The organism is Salinibacillus aidingensis (genome assembly GCF_055393355.1).
Window position 1 is genome coordinate 1,575,644 of sequence record NZ_AP043759.1, and the last position, 20,045, is coordinate 1,595,688.

Sequence of the window (20,045 nt, forward strand, 5' to 3'; positions counted from 1 at the left end):
ACTAATTTACGACAGGGGTTTTCCAGTTTAACAGGGGGAGATTTAATTATGCCGGTCACCAGCCGTGAAAAAATGGAGATTTTGCTGGAGCAAATTCAATTACCCAATGACATTATCAATAAATATTTTCAAGAAGCCTCCTTAGAGAAATTAACCGTTTTTAAGAAGGAGAAAATGTGGCGCTTTACATTCCGTGTTCAGAGTGTACTGCCGCCGGATGTATTTCAGTTATTTGAAACCAAAATTCATGAAGCTTTTGATCATATAGCTTCTGTAGATTTTAAAATAGAAGCGGAAAATCAAGAATTTAAGAGGGAGTATATAGATGAGTACTGGTCTGTTTTCATTCAATCTGTCCCTGATTTGCTGCCTGCCTACAAGGATATTCTTCATCAGCAGACACCGGAATTGGATGGCAATAAACTAACGATTTTGGCCAGAAATGAGGCGGAATCCCACGCCATTAAAAAACGCTTGCAGCAGCCTGTAAGTGATTTTTGTGCCAAGATTGGCTGTGCTCCTTTTCAAATTCACGTGAATGTCAAAGAGTCTGAAGAGGACTTGAAACGATTTATCGAAATGAGAGAGCAGGAAGATCAAAATCTTATACAAAAGGCTGTAAAAGATAAAGAAGAAAGAGCAAAAAAACAAAGTGAAGAAAAAAGTAATGAGCCCTTTACCATTGGTTATCCTATTCAGGAAGATAAGGTTGAGATGGAAACCATTGTGGAAGAGGAGCGGAGAATTACGATAGAAGGCTATGTTTTTGACGTTGATATTCGTGAGTTGCGATCTGGTCGTCATTTATTAATTGCAAAATTAACAGACTACACAGACTCTCTTACTGTAAAAATGTTTTCCAATGGTGAAAGTGATCAGGAGAAGTTTAAACAGTTAAAGAAAGGGATGTGGGTGAAAGCACGAGGGAGTATTCAAACGGATACTTTTACAAATGAATTAACCATGATGGGCCGGGATATTAACCAGATCCAAAAAGGTGAACGCTCTGATCAGGCTCCAGAGGGAGAAAAAAGGGTGGAATTACATGCGCATACCATGATGAGTCAAATGGATGCGCCAGTATCAGCATCCCGCCTCATTGAAACAGCTGCTAAGTGGCAGCACCCTGCTGTTGCAATTACTGACCATGCTGTCGTACAGTCCTTTCCTGAAGCGTATGCTGCAGGAGAAAAGCATAATATTAAAGTGTTATATGGGGTAGAAGCTAATGTAGTCGATGACGGTGTTCCAATTGCTTATAATGAGCATGATCGAATGCTGGAAGATGCAGAATATGTGGTCTATGACGTTGAAACAACGGGGTTATCGGCAATATATGATACGATCATTGAACTTGCGGCAGTCAAAGTGAAGAAGGGGGAAATTATCGACAGATTCGAATCGTTTGCCAATCCTCATCATCCATTGAGTGAGACAACAACAGAATTAACCGGAATCACGGATGAAATGGTTCAAAATGCACCTGAAGTAGATGAAGTGCTGGAAGATTTCCACACCTGGATGGGGGATGCCATTCTTGTTGCACATAATGCAAGCTTCGATATGGGATTCCTGAATGCCGGACTTAAAAAAATCGGGAAAGAAAAGGCGCCAAACCCTGTGATTGATACGCTTGAGCTCGCAAGGTTTTTGCTGCCTAATTTAAAGAATCATCGTTTAAATACTCTATGTAAAGTGTTTAACATTGAATTAACCCAGCATCACCGGGCCATTTATGATGCAGAAGCAACAGGATATTTACTCTGGAAGCTTGTAGAGGAATGCTTTAAAAAAGATATTTCCAACCATAATCAGCTGAATAACCATATGGGTGAAGGAAATGCCTATCAACGGTCAAGACCTTTTCATGCAACATTATTAGCACAAAATCAGGAAGGGCTTAAAAATTTATATAAACTAGTTTCGATTTCTCATATTGATTATTTTTACCGAGTTCCAAGAATCCCACGGTCAAAATTGCAAAAGTATCGTGAGGGTATTTTAATAGGTTCCGGCTGTGATAAAGGTGAGCTTTTTGAAACCATGATGCAAAAGTCAAAGGAAGAAGCGGAAGATGTGGCAGCCTTTTACGATTATATTGAAATACAGCCTCCGTCCAATTATGCGCATCTGATTGAAAAGGAACTGGTCCGGGATGAGCATGATTTACTCGATATTTTGAAAAATTTAACGGAGCTTGGAGAAAAATTAAACAAGCCTGTGGTGGCTACGGGGAATACCCACTACATTGAAAAGCATGAAAGAGTTTATCGACAAATATTAATTGCTTCACAGAGCGGAAATCCATTAAACCGGCAGACATTACCTGATGTTTATTTCAAAACAACGGATGAAATGCTGAATGAACTCTCCTTTTTAGGTGAGGATAAGGCTTTTGAAGTTGTAGTTGAGAATACACAGAAAATCAGTGAATGGATCGATGAAATTAAACCGGTGAAAGAAGACTTGTATACGCCTAACATTGACGGAGCCGAGGACGAAATGCGGGATATGACGTATGGGCGTGCGAAGAGCATTTATGGAGATCCTCTGCCGGACATTGTTAAAAACCGTCTTGATAAAGAATTGGACAGTATTATCGGTAACGGATTTGCCGTTATTTATCTGATTTCGCAAAAACTCGTTAAAAAGTCGCTGGATGATGGTTATCTGGTTGGCTCAAGGGGATCTGTCGGTTCGTCGTTAGTTGCTACAATGACAGAAATTACTGAAGTGAATCCTCTTCCACCACATTATGTTTGTCCAAACTGTCAGCACTCTGAGTTTTTTAATGATGGATCTGTTGGCTCCGGATTTGATTTACCAGAAAAGGATTGCCCTAAATGCGGGACCAGTCTGAATAAAGATGGACAGGATATTCCATTTGAAACCTTCTTAGGATTTAAAGGTGATAAAGTTCCCGATATTGATTTGAATTTCTCAGGGGAATATCAGCCACGGGCACATAATTACACAAAGGTTCTATTCGGTGAGGACAAGGTGTATCGTGCAGGAACCATTGGTACCGTTGCAGATAAGACCGCATATGGCTATGTGAAGGGGTATGCATCCGATCACGATATTACGTATAAACAGACTGAGGTAGATCGCCTGGTTCAGGGCTGTACGGGAGTTAAACGAACAACCGGGCAGCATCCGGGCGGGATAATCGTTGTGCCGGATGACAGGGAAATATATGATTTTACACCAATACAGTATCCAGCAGATGACCGGAGTTCTGAGTGGAGAACAACTCACTTTGACTTCCATTCCATTCATGACAATTTGCTTAAGCTGGATATACTCGGACACGATGATCCCACAGTTATCCGTATGCTGCAGGACTTAACCGGAATTGATCCTCAGGAGGTACCAACAGACGATCCTGAGGTCATGAAAATATTCAGTGGTCCTGAATCTCTTGGTGTAGATGCTGAACAAATTATGTGTAAAACAGGAACATTAGGTGTCCCTGAATTTGGTACCAGGTTTGTTCGGCAGATGCTGGAAGATACAAAGCCGTCTACCTTTGCAGAATTAGTCATGATATCGGGATTATCACATGGTACAGATGTATGGTTGGGCAATGCTCAGGAATTGATTAATAAAGGTATTTGTACACTGCCCGAGGTAATCGGCTGTCGTGATGATATCATGGTATATTTGCTCCACAAAGGGTTAGAAGCTTCTCTTGCCTTTAAAATTATGGAGTTTGTACGTAAGGGGAAAGGACTGCAGGATGACTGGATTGAAGAGATGAAGAAGCATGGTGTACCAGACTGGTATATTGAATCCTGTAAGAAGATTAAGTACATGTTCCCGAAAGCTCACGCAGCTGCTTATGTATTGATGGCCATTCGAATCGCCTATTTTAAAGTACATTATCCGATTTACTTTTATGCAGCCTACTTTAGTGTGCGCGCCAGTGACTTTGAGCTGGATACCATGATAAAGGGAAGTCAGGCCATTCGGAAACGGATTGAAGAGATTCAGAACAAAGGGAATGACGCCTCTCCAAAAGAAAAAAGTTTACTGACTGTCCTTGAAGTCGCCTTAGAGATGAACGAAAGAGGCTATTCATTCCAAAAGGTAGACCTGTATCGCTCAGACGCCAAGGATTTTCTAGTAGACGGGGATACGCTCATCCCTCCATTTAATGCAATTGACGGTCTGGGTACAAACGCCGCTTTAAATATCCAGAAAGTCAGAGAAGATGGCGAATTTCTATCAAAAGAAGACTTGCGCGAAAGAAGTCGAATATCCAAAACCGTATTGGAGTACCTTGATCAGCATGGCTGTTTAGAAGGATTACCGGATGCCAATCAGTTATCTCTCTTTTAGTATGTTTGCAAAGTTTATGAAGTTATGGTATATTTTTGTTGGTATAACAAAGGATACGAAGTAAGGATAAAGAGTGGGGCAGCCCACTCTTTCCTATTACCTGAAGGTTTATTACTTTATTGGCAGCCGTAAAGGAAGAAACTGGTTGTCATAAACTTCTATTTTGTTATGGGTGAGTTTTTGTTCTTTTGATTCTGTTAGTGATTCAAATGGCTCTGAAGGAAAATTCCCTGCTTGTATAGCAGGGAATTTTATCGTAAATGATGTATCATTTGAATCCTGCGGCAAAAGGGTAAATCTACATAAACGCTAAAGGAGTGATCGGAATGGGAAAAAAAGTAACAGAGACGACAGAAGAGCTCGTACAACCCATTTTGGACGATATGAACCTGGAACTTGTAGATACAGAGTTTGTGAAGGAAGGGAAGAACTGGTTTCTTCGTGTTTATATCGATAAAGAAGGCGGTGTGGATATAGAAGAGTGCGGAAAAGTGAGTGAAGCGCTCAGTGAGAAATTAGATGAAGCAGAGCCTGTAAAAGACCCCTATTATCTTGAAGTATCTTCGCCAGGGGTAGAGAGACCGCTGAAAAAGGAGCAGGACTTTATCGATCATACAGGTGAAAACGTGTATGTGAAGGTTTATAAGGCTATTGATGGTGAAAAAGAATTTGAAGGAAAGCTGCGTTCTGTTGAAAATGGGATTGTTAATTTGGAAGTGAAAGTTAAAACCAGAACAAAGAATGTTGAAATTCCCTTCGATCAGATAGCTAAAGCTCACTTAGCTGTTACATTTAATTAAAAGGAGGATATCAAGGTGAACAACGCCGATCTTTTTGAGGCAATCCAATATTTAGAGAAAGAGAAGGGTATCGATAAAGAAATTTTAATGGATGCCCTGGAAGCTGCCTTAATTTCAGCTTATAAAAAGAATTTTAAATCAAAAACAAATGTACGTGTGGATCTGAATGAAGAAACAGGCTCAATGCATGTACTGGCACGAAAAACGGTTGTTGACTCTGTTGAAGACGACCAGACCGAAATCACCTTACACGAAGCCCAGCAAATAGATCCAAGCTACGAAGAAGGGGATATTGTAGAGCTTGAGGTAACACCTAAGGACTTTGGCAGGATTGCGGCTCAGGCTGCAAAGCAGGTCGTTACTCAGCGTGTTCGGGAAGCTGAGCGCGGTGTCATTTATAATGATTATATTGATCGTGTAGAAGATGTTATGACGGGAATTATTCAACGTAAAGATCATCGCTTTATTTATATCGATTTAGGAAAAGCAGAAGGTCGCTTACCGCATAATGAAGTTATGCCAAATGAATCTTATGAAGTACATGACCGGATTAAAGTTTTTCTGACAAAAGTGGAGAGCACAAATAAGGGACCGCAAATTTTTGTTTCCCGTACACACCCTGGACTTTTAAAACGTTTGTTTGAGATGGAAGTCCCTGAAATTTATGATGGTATTGTTGAGGTTAAATCTGTTTCAAGAGAGGCTGGAGACCGCTCAAAGATTTCCGTACATGCCGAGGATCCTGAAATTGATCCTGTTGGTTCTTGTGTTGGTCAGCGTGGTCAAAGGGTTCAGGCTGTAGTGGATGAGCTAAAAGGAGAAAAAATTGATATCGTAGAGTGGTCAGAGGATCCTGTCGTTTATATCTCGAATGCTCTTAGCCCGGCCAAGGTGCTTTCTGTATTAGTGGATGAGGAAGATAATGCCACAACAGTTATCGTTCCGGATTATCAGTTATCATTAGCTATTGGAAAGCGTGGCCAGAATGCTCGTCTTGCTGCTAAATTAACAGGATGGAAAATTGATATAAAGAGTGAATCTGTAGCTTTGGAAGAGGGGCTGCTTGAGGAAAACCATGAGGAAGAAGAAGCTGATTCTGAACCAGAAGAAGAAAATTCTTTTGAGTAAGGGGAGATTTTCTTATGGCTAAAAATAAAAAAGCACCTTTGCGAAAATGTGTGATGACGAAAGATATGAAGCCTAAGAAGGAACTTATCCGCGTAGTGAAAAATAAAGACGGCGATATCTTTATAGATGAAACAGGAAAGAAAAATGGCCGTGGAGCTTATTTAACAAAGGATAAACATGTTATTGAACAGGCAAAAGCGAAAGATGTTTTATCTCAAACCTTTAATGTAAAGGTGGATACAGAAATATATCAGGAATTACTAGACTACGTTGAAGGTGTAAAACATTGAAAAATTCCTACTTAAATCTAGTTGGATTGGCATTCAGAGCTGGAAAATGCAGTTTAGGAGAGGAAGCCATTTTAAAAGATATTCGCTCGAAGCAGATGAAGCTGTTAATTATAGCAAAAGATGCAGCACCAAACACAAAAAAGAAATTTACAGATAAGTGTACGTATTATGATATACCGTTTGTCATTGGAGATGATCGTGACCAATTATCACAGGCCATGGGTAAAAATGGTCGTGTGGCTGTAGGTATTAAAGACGACGGATTTGCGAAAAAGATTATCTCCATGCTCGAAGAAACTAACCGGGGGTGAATGTATGAGTAAATTGCGAATTTACGAATACGCAAAACAGAACCAATTAAAAAGTAAGGAAGTTATTGAAAAACTAAAAAGTTTAGATATAGAGGTATCCAATCACATGTCCACCATTACAGATGGAACCAAAGCTATTCTGGATAAGGAATTTGGATTTGGTGGTACGGTGAAGGATGACCAGCCCAAACAGCAGGGTAATAAGCCTGAGCAAACTAAGCAAAACAACAGTAACCCTAAGAATAAGAAAAACAACCAATCTCAAAATGCCGGTCAAAAGCAACAGGAAAACAAAAAAAATGGTCATAAAAAAGGGAAACAAAAGAAAAATAAAAATACTATGAAACAACAAAATCAAAATCAGAATGAAAAACAACAATCAAATAAAAAACCGGCATCACCTGAAAAAATAACTTTCTCCGGCTCTTTAACAGTTGGTGAACTGGCGGAGAAATTAAATAAAGAGCCTTCCGAGCTTATTAAAAAATTGATGTTTCTTGGTGTGATGGCCACAATTAATCAGGATCTTGATAAGGATACCATCGAACTTCTTTGTGAGGAATATGGGGTAGAAGTTGAAGAAGAAGTGGTGGTTGATGAAACAGACATCGAAAATTATGATTTTGAAGATGCTGAAGAGGATTTAATTGAGCGTCCATCTGTAGTGACGATTATGGGTCACGTTGACCACGGAAAAACCACTTTACTTGATTCCATTCGCCATACAAAGGTGACGGAGGGAGAAGCAGGTGGAATTACTCAACATATTGGTGCCTACCAAATTGAGCCGGAAAATGGAAAGAAAGTTACCTTCTTGGATACACCGGGTCACGCAGCTTTTACAAGTATGCGCTCAAGAGGTGCTCAGGTAACCGACATTGCCATCCTGGTGGTGGCTGCTGATGACGGCGTTATGCCACAAACTGTTGAAGCCATCAATCATGCGAAAGCAGCTGAAGTGCCTATTATTATCGCTGTTAATAAGATTGATAAAGAGGGAGCCAATCCTGACCGTGTCATGCAGGAATTGACGGAGTACGAGCTCGTTCCGGAAGACTGGGGTGGAGATACGATTTATGTTCCTGTGTCTGCACTTAAAGGAGAAGGCATTGATGATTTACTTGAAATGATTACCCTGGTTGCAGAGGTTGAAGAGCTGAAGGCTAACCCTGATCGCCTTGCTGTCGGTACAGTAATAGAAGCTGAATTAGACAAAGGCCGTGGTCCAGTTGCCACTCTACTTGTTCAAAATGGAACACTGAATGTCAGTGATTCATTAGTTGTGGGTCATACATTTGGCCGTGTAAGAGCTATGGTCAATGATGAAGGACGTCGTATACAAGAAGCAGGCCCATCTACTCCAGTTGAGATTACAGGTCTGAATGAAGTACCTGAAGCAGGTGACCGATTTGTTGTCTTTGAAGACGAAAAGAAAGCGCGTCAAATTGGTGAAGCAAGACAACAGCAGCAAATTGAAGCACAGCGTAACGATTCCGCGAAAGTAAATATTGATGATCTGTTTGAACAAATAAAACAGCAGGATATGAAGGAAATTAACCTTATTGTAAAAGCAGATGTTCAGGGATCCGTTGAGGCTGTTGCAGCATCCTTGCGTAAGATTGAGGTTGAAGGTGTTAAAGTTAAAATTATTCACACGGGTGTAGGTGCCATTACAGAGTCTGATATTATCCTTGCCTCTGCATCTAACGCTATTGTTATTGGTTTTAACGTAAGACCGGATGCCAATGCGAAGAATGCAGCTGAAACAGAAAATGTAGATGTAAGACTTCATCGTGTTATTTATAAAGCCATTGAAGAGATTGAATCGGCGATGAAAGGTATGCTGGACCCTGAGTATCATGAAAAGATAACAGGTCAGGCAGAAGTCCGTGAAACCTTTAAAGTTTCTAAAGTAGGAACCATTGCGGGTTGTTATATTACTGAAGGTAAAGTTACCCGAAATGCTGGTGTACGTCTTATTAGAGATGGTATTGTCCAATTTGAAGGTGAAATTGATTCATTAAAGCGTTATAAAGATGATGTAAAAGAAGTTGCTCAAGGGTATGAGTGCGGAATTACAATTAAAAACTACAATGATATTAAAGAAGGAGACATTATTGAAGCCTTTGTTATGGAGGAAGTTAAGCCTGTATGATCGTGTATCTTGAAATCGAATGCTTCATTTATGACACCCATTCATTAAAGCAGAAACGGTCCGTGTTAAAACGGTTTTTGCACAGGATCAGGCAATCATTTAATGTGTCCATAAGTGAACTTGATTATCAGGATTTGTGGCAAAGAACATTAGTAGGCATCGCACATGTCTCATCTGACAAAATACAGGCAGAAAAGGTTCTTCAGGAAATCGTAAAATTAACAGACTCCTTTTCTGAACTTGAAGTAACAAATAAACAAATTGAGTGGTTATAGACTCATCCCTTGTTATAAAGAGGTGTTAGCAAATGAGTGAACTTCGTGTCAATCGAATTGCAGAACAGATGAAAAAAGAACTTGGGGATATTATTGGCAAGAAAATTAAAGACCCCCGTATTGGATTTGTTACAGTAACAGATGTAAAAGTCACCGGTGATCTGCAGCAGGCAAAAATTTTCATTTCTGTTTTAGGAGATGACGAGCAAAAGTATGATACACTCGCCGGACTTGCAAAAGCGAAAGGGTTTATCCGCTCCGAAATAGGGAAACGAATTCGCTTACGAAAGACTCCTGAGATCACCTTTGAGTTTGATGAGACGATTGAATACGGAAATCGAATTGAACGGATTATAAGTGAACTCAACGAAGACACGGATGAACAGTAGGCATGAAAGGATAGGCATTTATGTCTATCCTTTTCACTTGTTTAAACAAAGAAGATTGGAGGGTCAAATATGGATGGAATCCTCCCTTTATGGAAAGAACCTGGTTTGACCTCACACGACTGCGTGTTTAAGGTTCGAAAGCTTTTGAAAATGAAAAAAGTCGGTCATACAGGAACGCTGGACCCCCAGGTTGATGGAATTTTACCGATTTGTATTGGACAAGCCACTAAAATATCTTCTATTATTATGGAATCTCCAAAAGTTTACGAAGCGGAAATAACGCTGGGAATTGCCACTGAAACAGAGGATCAGGAAGGACAAATCATCAAAAAGGAAAAGGTTTCAGACACTCTCACGATTGATGATATTGTACAGACACTATCTGAATTCGAAGGGGAAATCGAGCAGACTCCACCCATGTATTCTGCTGTAAAAGTAAAAGGGAAAAAGCTTTACGAGTATGCGAGAATGGGGGTAGAAGTGGAGCGCCCGCAAAGAAGTATAACCATTCATCATCTGAAGCTTTTGTCTGAAAGCATTGACTGGTCACAGGATCATTCAACAGCTTCCTTTCGTATACGTGTAAAATGTTCAAAAGGTACGTATATCCGTACATTATGTGTAGATATAGGTTCCGCTTTAGGCTATCCTGCACATATGTCACAGCTGACTCGAACGGAATCGGGGACATTTCGTCAGACACAATCCCTAACGATAGAGGATCTTAAGAAGGCTGTATTGGAAGATAAAATTGAAGAAAATCTGTACTCAATCGACTTTGCTCTACAAAAATTTGATACACTGTATATAAGTGAACAGGATGTCTCCCGCTATAAACATGGACAAGTGTTACCTTTACCTGAAAACATGCCGAGTACAGACCCTTTTCGGATTAAAGCTGAAACGACAAATGAATTAATCGCTCTCTATCAGATTCATCCCAGTAAGAAGGATTTTATGAAGCCCTATAAAATGTTTCAGGTTCCTGCTCAAACGTAGGCGAAACAAACATACTTGCTGCTGTAAAGAAGGTGGAAAAATGGAAGTATTTGAACTGGAATATCCAATTGAAAAATCCTTGGATGTACAGGATATGGCTCTGGCTATTGGTTATTTTGACGGGGTTCACCTTGGTCATCAGAAGGTCATTGGTGAGGCAAAAAAAGCAGCCGAAGAAAAACATTTGAAAAGTGCAGTGATGACCTTTCATCCTCACCCTTCTGTTGTTTTAAATAAAGAAATTCAGGAGGTCCATTATCTTACTCCAAAAAGAGCTAAGCTGGAGCAATTTGAAAATTTAGGGATTGATTATGTCTTTATTGTAAAGTTTAATGAATCTCTGGCGCAATTGGAACCCGATAAATTTGCAGAAGAGTTTTTAATTAAACTTGGTGTTAAGCACTTAGTTGCAGGCTTTGATTTTACATATGGTCATAAGGGTAAAGGAAATATGGATACCATGAAGGAACATTCCAAAGGTGAGTTTACCCTGTCGATGATAGAAAAAGTGAGTCATAATAATGAAAAGATTAGTTCTACAGCCATTCGTAACAAGATAGCTGAAGGCCGGATGAATGATGCCCGCCAGCTGTTAGGAAGACCTTATCGTTTAAAAGGAAGAGTTAAAAAGGGAAGTCAAAGGGGTCATACAATCGGATTTCCCACAGCAAATATACAGCTTTCTGATGACTATTATTTGCCCAAAGTAGGCGTATATGCAGTACAGCTTGCCTTAAATGGGTCAACTTATTACGGAATGGCTAACCTTGGCTACAAACCTACATTTAAGGAAGGTGATGCAAAACCATCCTTAGAAGTGTATATTTTTGATTTTTCTGGCAATATTTATGGTAAAGAGGCAGAGGTGGACTTCTTTACGTATATACGGGAAGAACAAAAATTTTCTGGTATTGAGGAGTTAAAGTCACAGCTCCGTCATGATGAGGAAATGATACGACAATTTTTTGCGATTTCTTCATAAACCTCTTGCATTTTTAGTCAAAAAGTTGTATCGTATAATCCGTACGTTATTCAACCATCGCTTGGCTTAGCGCTTCACCAACGCTATGCTAGGAGAATGGGGATTATAATAATAGGAGGTGAAACAGGATGGCTTTAACACAAGAACGTAAGAATGAAATCATCAATGAGTTTAAGACACATGAAAACGATACTGGATCTCCAGAGGTTCAAGTTGCTGTCCTAACTGAAGAGATTACCAAGCTTAACGAGCATTTGCGTGATCATAAGAAGGATCACCATTCACGTCGTGGTCTTTTGAAGATGGTAGGTAAACGCCGTAACTTGCTGAACTACTTACGTAAAAAAGATGTAACTCGCTACCGTGAGTTAATTAAAAAACTTGGTCTGCGTCGCTAATTTTGTTTTTATCCGCGGATCAGCAGAGAAAGATAAAAAGCGGGATAGAATCCCGCTTTTTCTATAGGAAGAATTTTTGTTATATTTTGGATAGGAGTATTTTTTACATAAATTTATACGCAGTAGTTACAATCTAACTATAAACGTAATTTTTTTGTTTGAGAGGAGTAGTACAAAATGGCAGAAGATAAAAAGGAGTACTCCATTGATATAGCTGGCCGTACGCTTAAAGTTGAAATTGGCGAACTTGCTAAACAGGCAAACGGCGCATGCATGATACGATATGGAGAAACAGCTGTATTATGTACAGCCACTGCATCAAATGAACCGAAGAATCTAAACTTTTTCCCGCTTACAGTGAACTATGAAGAAAGATTATATGCTGTAGGTAAAATTCCGGGTGGTTTTATCAAGCGTGAAGGGAGACCAAGCGAAAAAGCAATTTTAACCTCCAGACTCATTGACCGTCCAATAAGACCGCTATTCCCGGATGGATTCCGTAATGAGGTACAGGTGATCAGTACAGTTATGAGTGTTGATCAGGACTGCTCATCAGAAGTAGCCGCCATGATTGGGTCTTCCATTGCGTTGGGAGTTTCTGATATTCCATTTAACGGACCGATTGCAGGTGTTATTGTTGGACGAATTGATGGCGAATTCATTATTAATCCTACTGTAGATCAGTTGGAGAAAAGTGATATCAATCTGTCTGTTGCAGGTACGAAGGATGCCGTTAACATGGTAGAAGCTGGAGCGAATGAAGTTCCGGAAGAAGTCATGCTGGAAGCCATCATGTTTGGTCATAAAGAAATTCAAAGACTGGTTGAATTTCAGGAAAAAATTATTGAAGAAGCCGGCAAAGAAAAAATGGAAGTTGAACTTTTCCAACCAGAAGCATCCATCAGGGAACAGGTTGAAAAAGATGCTAAGGAAGAATTAATCCAGGCTATTCAGGTAGAGGAAAAACACGCAAGAGATGAAGCGATTGAAAAAGTAAAAAATGAAGTACTGGAGAAATATACAGAAGAGGAACAGGATGAAGATGTCCTTGGACAAGTTCGGGATGTACTGGATGCATTGGTTAAGGATGAAGTACGCCGTTTAATCACAAAAGAAAATGTACGTCCGGATGGTCGTGCTCCGGATGAAATCAGACCATTGTCTTCCCGTGTGGGTGTGTTGCCAAGAGCACATGGATCGGGTCTGTTTACAAGAGGTCAAACCCAGGCCTTAAGTGTATGTACATTAGGAGCATTGGGCGATGTTCAGATTTTGGATGGACTTGACCTGGAAGAATCAAAGCGCTTTATGCATCACTATAATTTCCCTTCCTTTAGTGTAGGTGAGACCGGTCCAATTAGAGGGCCAGGACGTCGTGAAATTGGACATGGTGCACTGGGTGAACGTGCTTTAGAGCCTATTGTTCCTTCTGAAAAGGAATTCCCATACACAATCAGGGTTGTTTCTGAAGTGTTGGAATCAAACGGTTCAACATCGCAGGCAAGTATTTGTGGAAGCACGATGGCTATGATGGATGCAGGTGTGCCTATAAAAGCTCCAGTAGCGGGTATTGCTATGGGACTTGTGAAACAGGACGAAGATTATACGATTTTAACAGATATTCAGGGCATGGAAGACCATCTTGGTGACATGGACTTTAAAGTTGCCGGAACAAAAGATGGAGTAACCGCTCTTCAGATGGATATTAAAATTGAAGGCCTGTCACGTGAGATTTTGAAAGAAGCTCTGACACAAGCGAAAAAAGGGCGTATGCATATTCTCGGCCATATGCTTGAAACCATACAGCAGCCACGTCACGAGCTTTCTGCACATGCACCAAAAATCTTAACGATGAGCATTAACCCGGATAAAATCAGAGATGTCATCGGACCAAGCGGTAAACAAATTAACCAGATTATCGAAGAAACAGGCGTAAAAATTGATATTGAACAGGATGGAAACATCTTTATCTCATCAGCCGATATGGATATGAACAAACAGGCGAAGCAAATTATTGAAGACCTGGTTCGTGAGGTTGAAGTAGGTAAGACATATCTTGGTAAAGTTAAGCGCATTGAAAAGTTTGGAGCCTTTGTAGAGCTTTTCAAAGGTAAAGAAGGTCTTGTTCATATTTCACAGCTTGATGAACGTCATATTAAGAATGTTTCAGACGTTGTTTCCATTGGAGATGACATTCTGGTTAAAGTAAAAGAAATCGACAACCAGGGAAGAGTTAATCTTTCACGAAAGGATGCAATGAAGGAACAAGGAGTTGCGAATAAGGAAACTGAATAGACGATAAAGTAAGAAGCTGGCCTGCCAGTTTCTTTTTTATTGGATTTTTTGGGCATTCTGCTTATGCCGGACCTAACCGCTCGCCTTCGCTTTTCTATGTCCAGCTACGGCTCCCAGGTCAAGGCGGATATAAGCCAAAGCCATTCCGTGGCCAAACCCATGCCACTCCATGTCTTCGTCTTATCCCGCATGACCTAACCGCTCGCCTTCGCTTTTCTATGTTCTACACGGGGCTTGTTTTTCATAGGGTTTAGGGAGAGGGGGATTTTATGAGGCGGCGTTATTGGATTCAGGGTATATTATTTGTCGTTCTTGTTATGCTGTCATATGGTTTATTTGAGAATACTTATACTAAAGACTATGTTTCCGTTATGGAAAATATTTCAGTATCCTCTGTCGATAAAAGTGATTCACTTTATAAGGAAATTGAACAAAAGGCTCCAAGCTTTGAGGTAGAGCCTCAAAATGCTAAAATACATAAAGTGTGGAAAAAAATGCCGGGTTTAAATGGTTTAGAGGTAAATGTGGATAAATCCTATTTAAAAATGGAGGATACAGGGGAATTTAATAAAGAGAAGCTCGTGTATAATGAAACAGAGCCTGAGGTTACGTTTGATGACCTCCCTGCCGCTCCTGTTTACCGGGGACATCCGGACAAAAAAATGGTTTCTTTTCTCATCAATGTTTCCTGGGGAGAAGAATATATACCAAACATGATTAAAGCGCTAAAAAAACATAACCTGAAGGCAACATTTTTTATAGATGGAAAATGGGCACAGGATCATGTTGAGCTATTAAAGATGATTAATGAGGAAGGTCATGAAATCGGCAGTCACGGCTATAATCATCCTGATATGAGTCAAATGAACAAAGAACAAATTACCGATCAGATTACAAAGACCAACGGCATTATTAAATCTATTATTAAAAAGAAGCCTGAATTTTTAGCTCCACCTGCGGGTAACTTTAATAAATATGTTGTCAACGTCGCTGCTGAACATAACATGGAGACGATTATGTGGACGATTGACACCATTGACTGGGATAATCCTTCTAAGGCTCAAGTTATGAATCGTGTTATACCAAAATTAGAAGGGGGATCCATGATTTTAATGCACCCGACAAAAGTAATGGAGGATACACTTGAGGACTTAATTTTGAAAATCAAGGAAAAAAACTATAAAATTGGTACCGTTGGAAATTTATTATCAGAGAACAGATCATGAAATGAATATGTTTTATTTAGGAGGATGAATTTTGGTTAAAAAATATACATGTGATAATGGACTCCGTATCGTATTAGAAGAAATCCCGACTGTCAGATCTGTATCGATTGGAATATGGGTTTTAGCAGGCTCCCGAAATGAAGGAAATCTGAATAATGGGATCTCCCATTTTATCGAACATATGATGTTTAAAGGGACTGAAAATCGGAACGCTCGTGAAATTGCAGAAAGCTTTGATTCAATTGGAGGACAAGTGAATGCCTTTACCTCCAAGGAGTATACCTGTTACTTTGCAAAGGTTATGGATACACATGCAAGCTATGCGCTGGATATTCTGGCTGATATGTTTTTCCATTCCACCTTTGATCAGGAAGAAATGGAACGGGAAAAGAAGGTTGTTAATGAGGAAATTAAGATGTATGAAGATACCCCGGATGACATTGTTCATGACTTGCTGTCGGAAGCAAGCTATGGGAAGCATCCATTGGGCTATCCAATCTTAGGCACGGAAGAAACCCTGGCATCCTTTAAACCTGAGGATTTGCGAGCCTATATGGAGGAGAATTACAGCCCGGAAAATGTTGTGGTTTCTGTGGCGGGAAATGTGGATGAAGGATTTTTCAAAGATGTTGAAAAGCTGTTCGGCACCTTTGAGCGTAAGGGCGGGAAGAATCAATTTGATAAACCCGACTTTCAGCATCAGCACTTTAAGCGAAAGAAGGATACCGAACAGGCTCATCTTTGCCTGGGGTACCAGGGGCTTCCTGTAGGTCATGATGATATTTACAGTCTTGTCGTTGTGAATAATGTATTAGGTGGCAGTATGAGTTCCCGATTATTCCAGGAGGTAAGGGAAACAAAAGGTCTGGCCTATTCAGTGTTTTCCTATCATAGCTCCTTCCTTGATGATGGTCTGTTAACCATTTATGGAGGAACAGGTAATGATCAATTAGAGGTACTGGAAGAAACGATTCACGATACGGTTCAAAAATTAATTTCTGATGGTCTGACAGATAAGGAGCTGAAGAACAGTAAGGAACAGCTGAAAGGGAATTTAATGCTGGGTTTAGAAAGCACAAACAGCAGGATGAGCCGCAACGGTAAAAATGAGCTGCTGCTTAAGCGCCATCGCTCTCTTGATGATATTATTCAGCTCATTGATAACGTAGACCATCATTTAATCAATAACAGTATTCAGCAAATATTTAATCAGCCTTATTCAAGTGCATTAATCTCAGCAAAAGATTAAAAATAACTTTCATTCCCTGCGCATAAAGTAATAGTGGGAGGGAACAAAATGAGATTTAAAGACTTGAGCGGGAAGGAATTGATTGATGTATCCAAAGGTACCCGCCTGGGGATTTTAGGTCAGACAGATTTAGATATTGATATCAAAACAGGAAAGATTGAATCCATATTAATTCCGGATTATAAATGGTTCGGTGTTAAAAAGGGAGAAATGCAGGATAAGATTCATTGGAGTGAAATTGAAACGATCGGAGACGATATTGTCGTTGTAAAGCCCTATCAGGATCCATATCAAGGTTAAATCAGCAGGAAAAAACCTTTGTTTTCGCATTTGAATGGCGGAAACAAAGGTTTTTTTATTCGTCATTTTTCAAAGAGAAGAAAACATTCACGTTATTGGCTTATGGTCATAAGATAACATCGTAAATGAATTTGGGCTTATTCATTAAAAATAACGGTTCTCTATAGTGAGGTGCTGACATGTTAACAGGTTATCAAATAGGTGTGCTTGGTGGTGATGCCAGGCAGCTGCAAATCATTAAGAAGCTTTGTGATTGGGATGCAACCCTGTATTTAGTCGGGTATGACGAGTTAGAAGAGGATATACCAGGCGTTAATAAGACCAATATGGAGGAAATTAAACCAGATCATTTAGATGCAGTACTTCTGCCTGTACGTGGGGTAGATCAGGAAGGCTATTTAGATACTGATTTTTCCAGTTATTCTCCAAGATTAACGGAAGAATGGTTAGACCAACTGTCACCATCCTGTCAGGTCTTTACTGGTATTACAAATTCATATTTAACCAATTTATGCGAAGAAAAGGATCTTACATTGATCCCGTTATTCAATCGCGATGATGTAGCGATTTATAATTCGATTCCAACCGTTGAAGGATTACTCATGTTAGCCATACAGTACACAGATTTCACCATACATGGATCAAAAGTAGTGGTTCTTGGCTTTGGAAGAGTTGGAATTACGATTGCAAGGACATTTCAGGCTTTGGGAGCCAAAGTAAAGGTAGGGGCAAGATGTCAAAAGGATCTTGCTCGTATTTATGAAATGGGATTTGAACCCTTTGAAATGAAAGAAGTAAGTGAAGCCGTATATGATTGTGATATTTTATTAAATACCATTCCAGCACCAGTAGTGAATGTGAAGGTCATTCAAAACCTGCCTCTCACGTCTATTATTCTGGATGTAGCGTCAAAACCTGGAGGCACTGATTTTCGCTACGCCAGACGCAGAGGGGTAAAGGCGATATTAACACCCAGTCTGCCCTCCATTGTGGCTCCAAAAACAGCAGGAGATATATTGGCTGGTGTCATCACTCAAATTTTAACGGATGAACAATAAGAAAGGAGTTATGACGTATGGATATCAAAGGGAAACGTATTGGATTTGGAGTGACCGGTTCTCATTGTACGTATGAGGAAATTTTTCCACAGATTCAACAGCTGGTAGATGCAGGTGCTGAAGTGGTTCCTGTGATTTCCAATACTGTAAAATTTGTAGATTCTAAGTTTGGGAAAGCGGTGGATCATGTCAATAAAATTGAGGAAATCACCGGACAAAAAGTGATTTCAACCATTCCGGATGCAGAACCTCTTGGACCGAAGTATCCGTTAGATTGTATGGTCATTGCGCCATTAACAGGAAATTCTTTAAGTAAATTGGCAAATGCATTAACCGATTCGCCGGTATTAATGGCTGCTAAAGCAACCATGAGAAATCAGAACCCAATTGTATTAGGGTTGTCGACAAATGATGCTTTAGGCATGAATGGTGTTAATTTAATGAGATTGATGGCCAGTGAATACTTCTACTTTATACCTTTAGGCCAGGATCACCCATTTAAAAAGCCAAATTCCCTTGTTGCTGATATGACTCAGCTTCAAGCAGCGGTAGAAAGTGCACTGGACCGGGAACAGTATCAACCGGTACTAATTCAGCGCATGTTTAACGAAAATTAAGGAAAACCATACTTTTCAACCTGTGAGTATGCTAGAATGGAGATAATTATATCAAGTTATCATTGAATTTAAAATTGAGTATTGTAAACTTGTGATTAGAGCAACTTTTCAATCTATTTATATTCTTAGTGAAGATTTAAACGATTAATGATTTAGGAAAGGAGAAACATTTATGTCACAAAATCAACAAAGCTATCATGTTGCAGTTGTTGGTGCAACAGGTGCAGTTGGCCAAAAAATGATCCAGACACTCGAAGCACAGAACTTTCCAATTGATAAAATCTCCCTTCTGGCATCTGAACGCTCAGCAGGTAAGAAGGTTTTGTTTAATGGGGAAGAAGTTGAGATAAAAGAAGCGTTGCCTGAAGCCTTTGAAGGCGTGGATATCGCTTTGTTTTCAGCAGGAGGAAGTATTTCAAAAAAACTGGCACCCGAAGCTGTAAAACGTGGTGCAGTGGTTGTCGATAATACAAGTGCCTATCGTATGGACCCCGAAGTACCTCTGGTTGTTCCTGAGGTGAATGAGGAGGATATTAAGGAGCACAATGGAATTATTGCCAATCCAAATTGTTCAACCATTCAAATGGTCGCTGCCCTTGAACCTATTCGTGAAGCATACGGTCTGAAAAGAGTGATCGTATCGACCTATCAGGCAGTATCTGGAGCGGGAAACGCAGCCGCAGATGAATTAAAAGAACAATCTCAGTCCTTTTTAAATGGTGATGAGTTAAATGCCGAGATTCTGCCAGTTAAAGGCGATGAGAAGCATTATCCAATCGCATTTAACGCATTACCGCAAATTGATGTCTTCCAGGACAATGGATATACATTTGAAGAAATGAAAATGATTAATGAAACGAAAAAAATCATGCATTTAACCGAATTACCTGTTTCTGCAACCTGTGTACGACTTCCATTTTTCACATCACATGCAGAAAGCGTGTATGTTGAAGTGGAGCAGGAAGGAGCATCTGTCGGACAGATAAAAGAACTATTCCAGAACGCTCCAGGGGTTGTACTGGAAGATGATCCGGAAACACAAACCTATCCAACGCCTTTAAGTGCGGAAGGAAAACGGGATGTGTTTATCGGTCGTATTCGTCAGGATCTCGATCAGGCCAATGGATACCATCTATGGGTTGTATCTGACAATCTATTAAAAGGTGCAGCATGGAATTCTGTTCAGATTGCACAAAGTATAATAGAAAATAATTGGTTAAAAAAATAACGTT

18 protein-coding genes are annotated in these 20,045 nt (G+C 39.9%); all 18 read left to right on the forward strand.

The genetic code is table 11. The features are described from left to right. The first annotated feature begins 48 nt into the window (after positions 1 to 48). The 18 genes from ACZ5OK_RS08575 to asd all read left to right on the forward strand — a co-directional run bounded on the left by ACZ5OK_RS08575 (position 49) and on the right by asd (position 20,041). The gene (locus ACZ5OK_RS08575; RefSeq protein WP_343841206.1) at positions 49 to 4,341 is read left to right on the forward strand and encodes a PolC-type DNA polymerase III; all 4,293 of its coding nucleotides are present in this window, start codon (positions 49 to 51) and stop codon (positions 4,339 to 4,341) included. A 326-nt stretch (positions 4,342 to 4,667) separates the two neighbouring features. Continuing rightward, positions 4,668 to 5,141, forward strand: a complete 474-nt coding sequence (gene rimP / locus ACZ5OK_RS08580) for a ribosome maturation factor RimP (protein WP_343841209.1) — start codon at positions 4,668 to 4,670, stop codon at positions 5,139 to 5,141. A 15-nt stretch (positions 5,142 to 5,156) separates the two neighbouring features. Further along, positions 5,157 to 6,269, forward strand: coding sequence for a transcription termination factor NusA (nusA, locus tag ACZ5OK_RS08585; protein ID WP_343841211.1), 1,113 nt, complete (start codon positions 5,157 to 5,159; stop codon positions 6,267 to 6,269). A gap of 14 nt (positions 6,270 to 6,283) precedes the next feature. Further along, positions 6,284 to 6,559, forward strand: a complete 276-nt coding sequence (gene rnpM, locus ACZ5OK_RS08590) for an RNase P modulator RnpM (protein WP_044157463.1) — start codon at positions 6,284 to 6,286, stop codon at positions 6,557 to 6,559. Continuing rightward, positions 6,556 to 6,870, forward strand: coding sequence for a L7Ae/L30e/S12e/Gadd45 family ribosomal protein (locus tag ACZ5OK_RS08595; RefSeq protein WP_343841215.1), 315 nt, complete (start codon positions 6,556 to 6,558; stop codon positions 6,868 to 6,870). Before rnpM ends, ACZ5OK_RS08595 begins: the two co-directional genes overlap by 4 nt. 4 nt (positions 6,871 to 6,874) lie before the next feature. Next, positions 6,875 to 9,025: a translation initiation factor IF-2 gene (gene infB, locus ACZ5OK_RS08600; protein WP_343841218.1), complete on the forward strand. Its 2,151-nt coding sequence runs from the start codon at positions 6,875 to 6,877 to the stop codon at positions 9,023 to 9,025. Beyond that, positions 9,022 to 9,300 carry a DUF503 domain-containing protein gene (locus tag ACZ5OK_RS08605; protein ID WP_343841221.1) on the forward strand — a complete coding sequence of 93 codons (279 nt, stop codon included), beginning with the start codon at positions 9,022 to 9,024 and terminating at the stop codon, positions 9,298 to 9,300. Before infB ends, ACZ5OK_RS08605 begins: the two co-directional genes overlap by 4 nt. A 32-nt stretch (positions 9,301 to 9,332) precedes the next feature. Further along, positions 9,333 to 9,689, forward strand: coding sequence for a 30S ribosome-binding factor RbfA (gene rbfA / locus ACZ5OK_RS08610; protein ID WP_343841223.1), 357 nt, complete (start codon positions 9,333 to 9,335; stop codon positions 9,687 to 9,689). A gap of 69 nt (positions 9,690 to 9,758) precedes the next feature. Then, entirely contained in the window at positions 9,759 to 10,688 is a 930-nt protein-coding gene (truB, locus tag ACZ5OK_RS08615) for a tRNA pseudouridine(55) synthase TruB (protein WP_343841226.1), read from the forward strand. A gap of 40 nt (positions 10,689 to 10,728) precedes the next feature. Next, the gene (gene ribF / locus ACZ5OK_RS08620) at positions 10,729 to 11,670 is read left to right on the forward strand and encodes a riboflavin biosynthesis protein RibF (RefSeq protein ID WP_343841229.1); all 942 of its coding nucleotides are present in this window, start codon (positions 10,729 to 10,731) and stop codon (positions 11,668 to 11,670) included. Positions 11,671 to 11,798: 128 nt separating this feature from the next. Then, on the forward strand, positions 11,799 to 12,068 hold the full coding sequence (gene rpsO, locus ACZ5OK_RS08625) for a 30S ribosomal protein S15 (protein ID WP_044157470.1): 270 nt from the start codon (positions 11,799 to 11,801) through the stop codon (positions 12,066 to 12,068). Positions 12,069 to 12,245: 177 nt separating this feature from the next. Then, positions 12,246 to 14,363, forward strand: coding sequence for a polyribonucleotide nucleotidyltransferase (pnp, locus tag ACZ5OK_RS08630; RefSeq protein WP_343841234.1), 2,118 nt, complete (start codon positions 12,246 to 12,248; stop codon positions 14,361 to 14,363). 269 nt (positions 14,364 to 14,632) lie between these two features. Continuing rightward, positions 14,633 to 15,589: a polysaccharide deacetylase family protein gene (locus ACZ5OK_RS08635; protein WP_343841237.1), complete on the forward strand. Its 957-nt coding sequence runs from the start codon at positions 14,633 to 14,635 to the stop codon at positions 15,587 to 15,589. A 31-nt stretch (positions 15,590 to 15,620) separates the two neighbouring features. After that, the gene (locus tag ACZ5OK_RS08640) at positions 15,621 to 16,838 is read left to right on the forward strand and encodes a M16 family metallopeptidase (protein ID WP_343841240.1); all 1,218 of its coding nucleotides are present in this window, start codon (positions 15,621 to 15,623) and stop codon (positions 16,836 to 16,838) included. A 48-nt stretch (positions 16,839 to 16,886) separates the two neighbouring features. Further along, a complete protein-coding gene (locus ACZ5OK_RS08645) occupies positions 16,887 to 17,138 on the forward strand; it encodes a YlmC/YmxH family sporulation protein (protein ID WP_343841242.1) in 252 nt (83 codons plus the stop codon). Between the two features lie 179 nt (positions 17,139 to 17,317). Next, the gene (gene dpaA / locus ACZ5OK_RS08650) at positions 17,318 to 18,196 is read left to right on the forward strand and encodes a dipicolinic acid synthetase subunit A (protein ID WP_343841245.1); all 879 of its coding nucleotides are present in this window, start codon (positions 17,318 to 17,320) and stop codon (positions 18,194 to 18,196) included. 17 nt (positions 18,197 to 18,213) lie between these two features. Continuing rightward, entirely contained in the window at positions 18,214 to 18,813 is a 600-nt protein-coding gene (locus ACZ5OK_RS08655) for a dipicolinate synthase subunit B (protein ID WP_343841248.1), read from the forward strand. A gap of 172 nt (positions 18,814 to 18,985) precedes the next feature. Beyond that, on the forward strand, positions 18,986 to 20,041 hold the full coding sequence (gene asd, locus ACZ5OK_RS08660) for an aspartate-semialdehyde dehydrogenase (RefSeq protein ID WP_343841250.1): 1,056 nt from the start codon (positions 18,986 to 18,988) through the stop codon (positions 20,039 to 20,041). Positions 20,042 to 20,045: the final 4 nt, after the last annotated feature.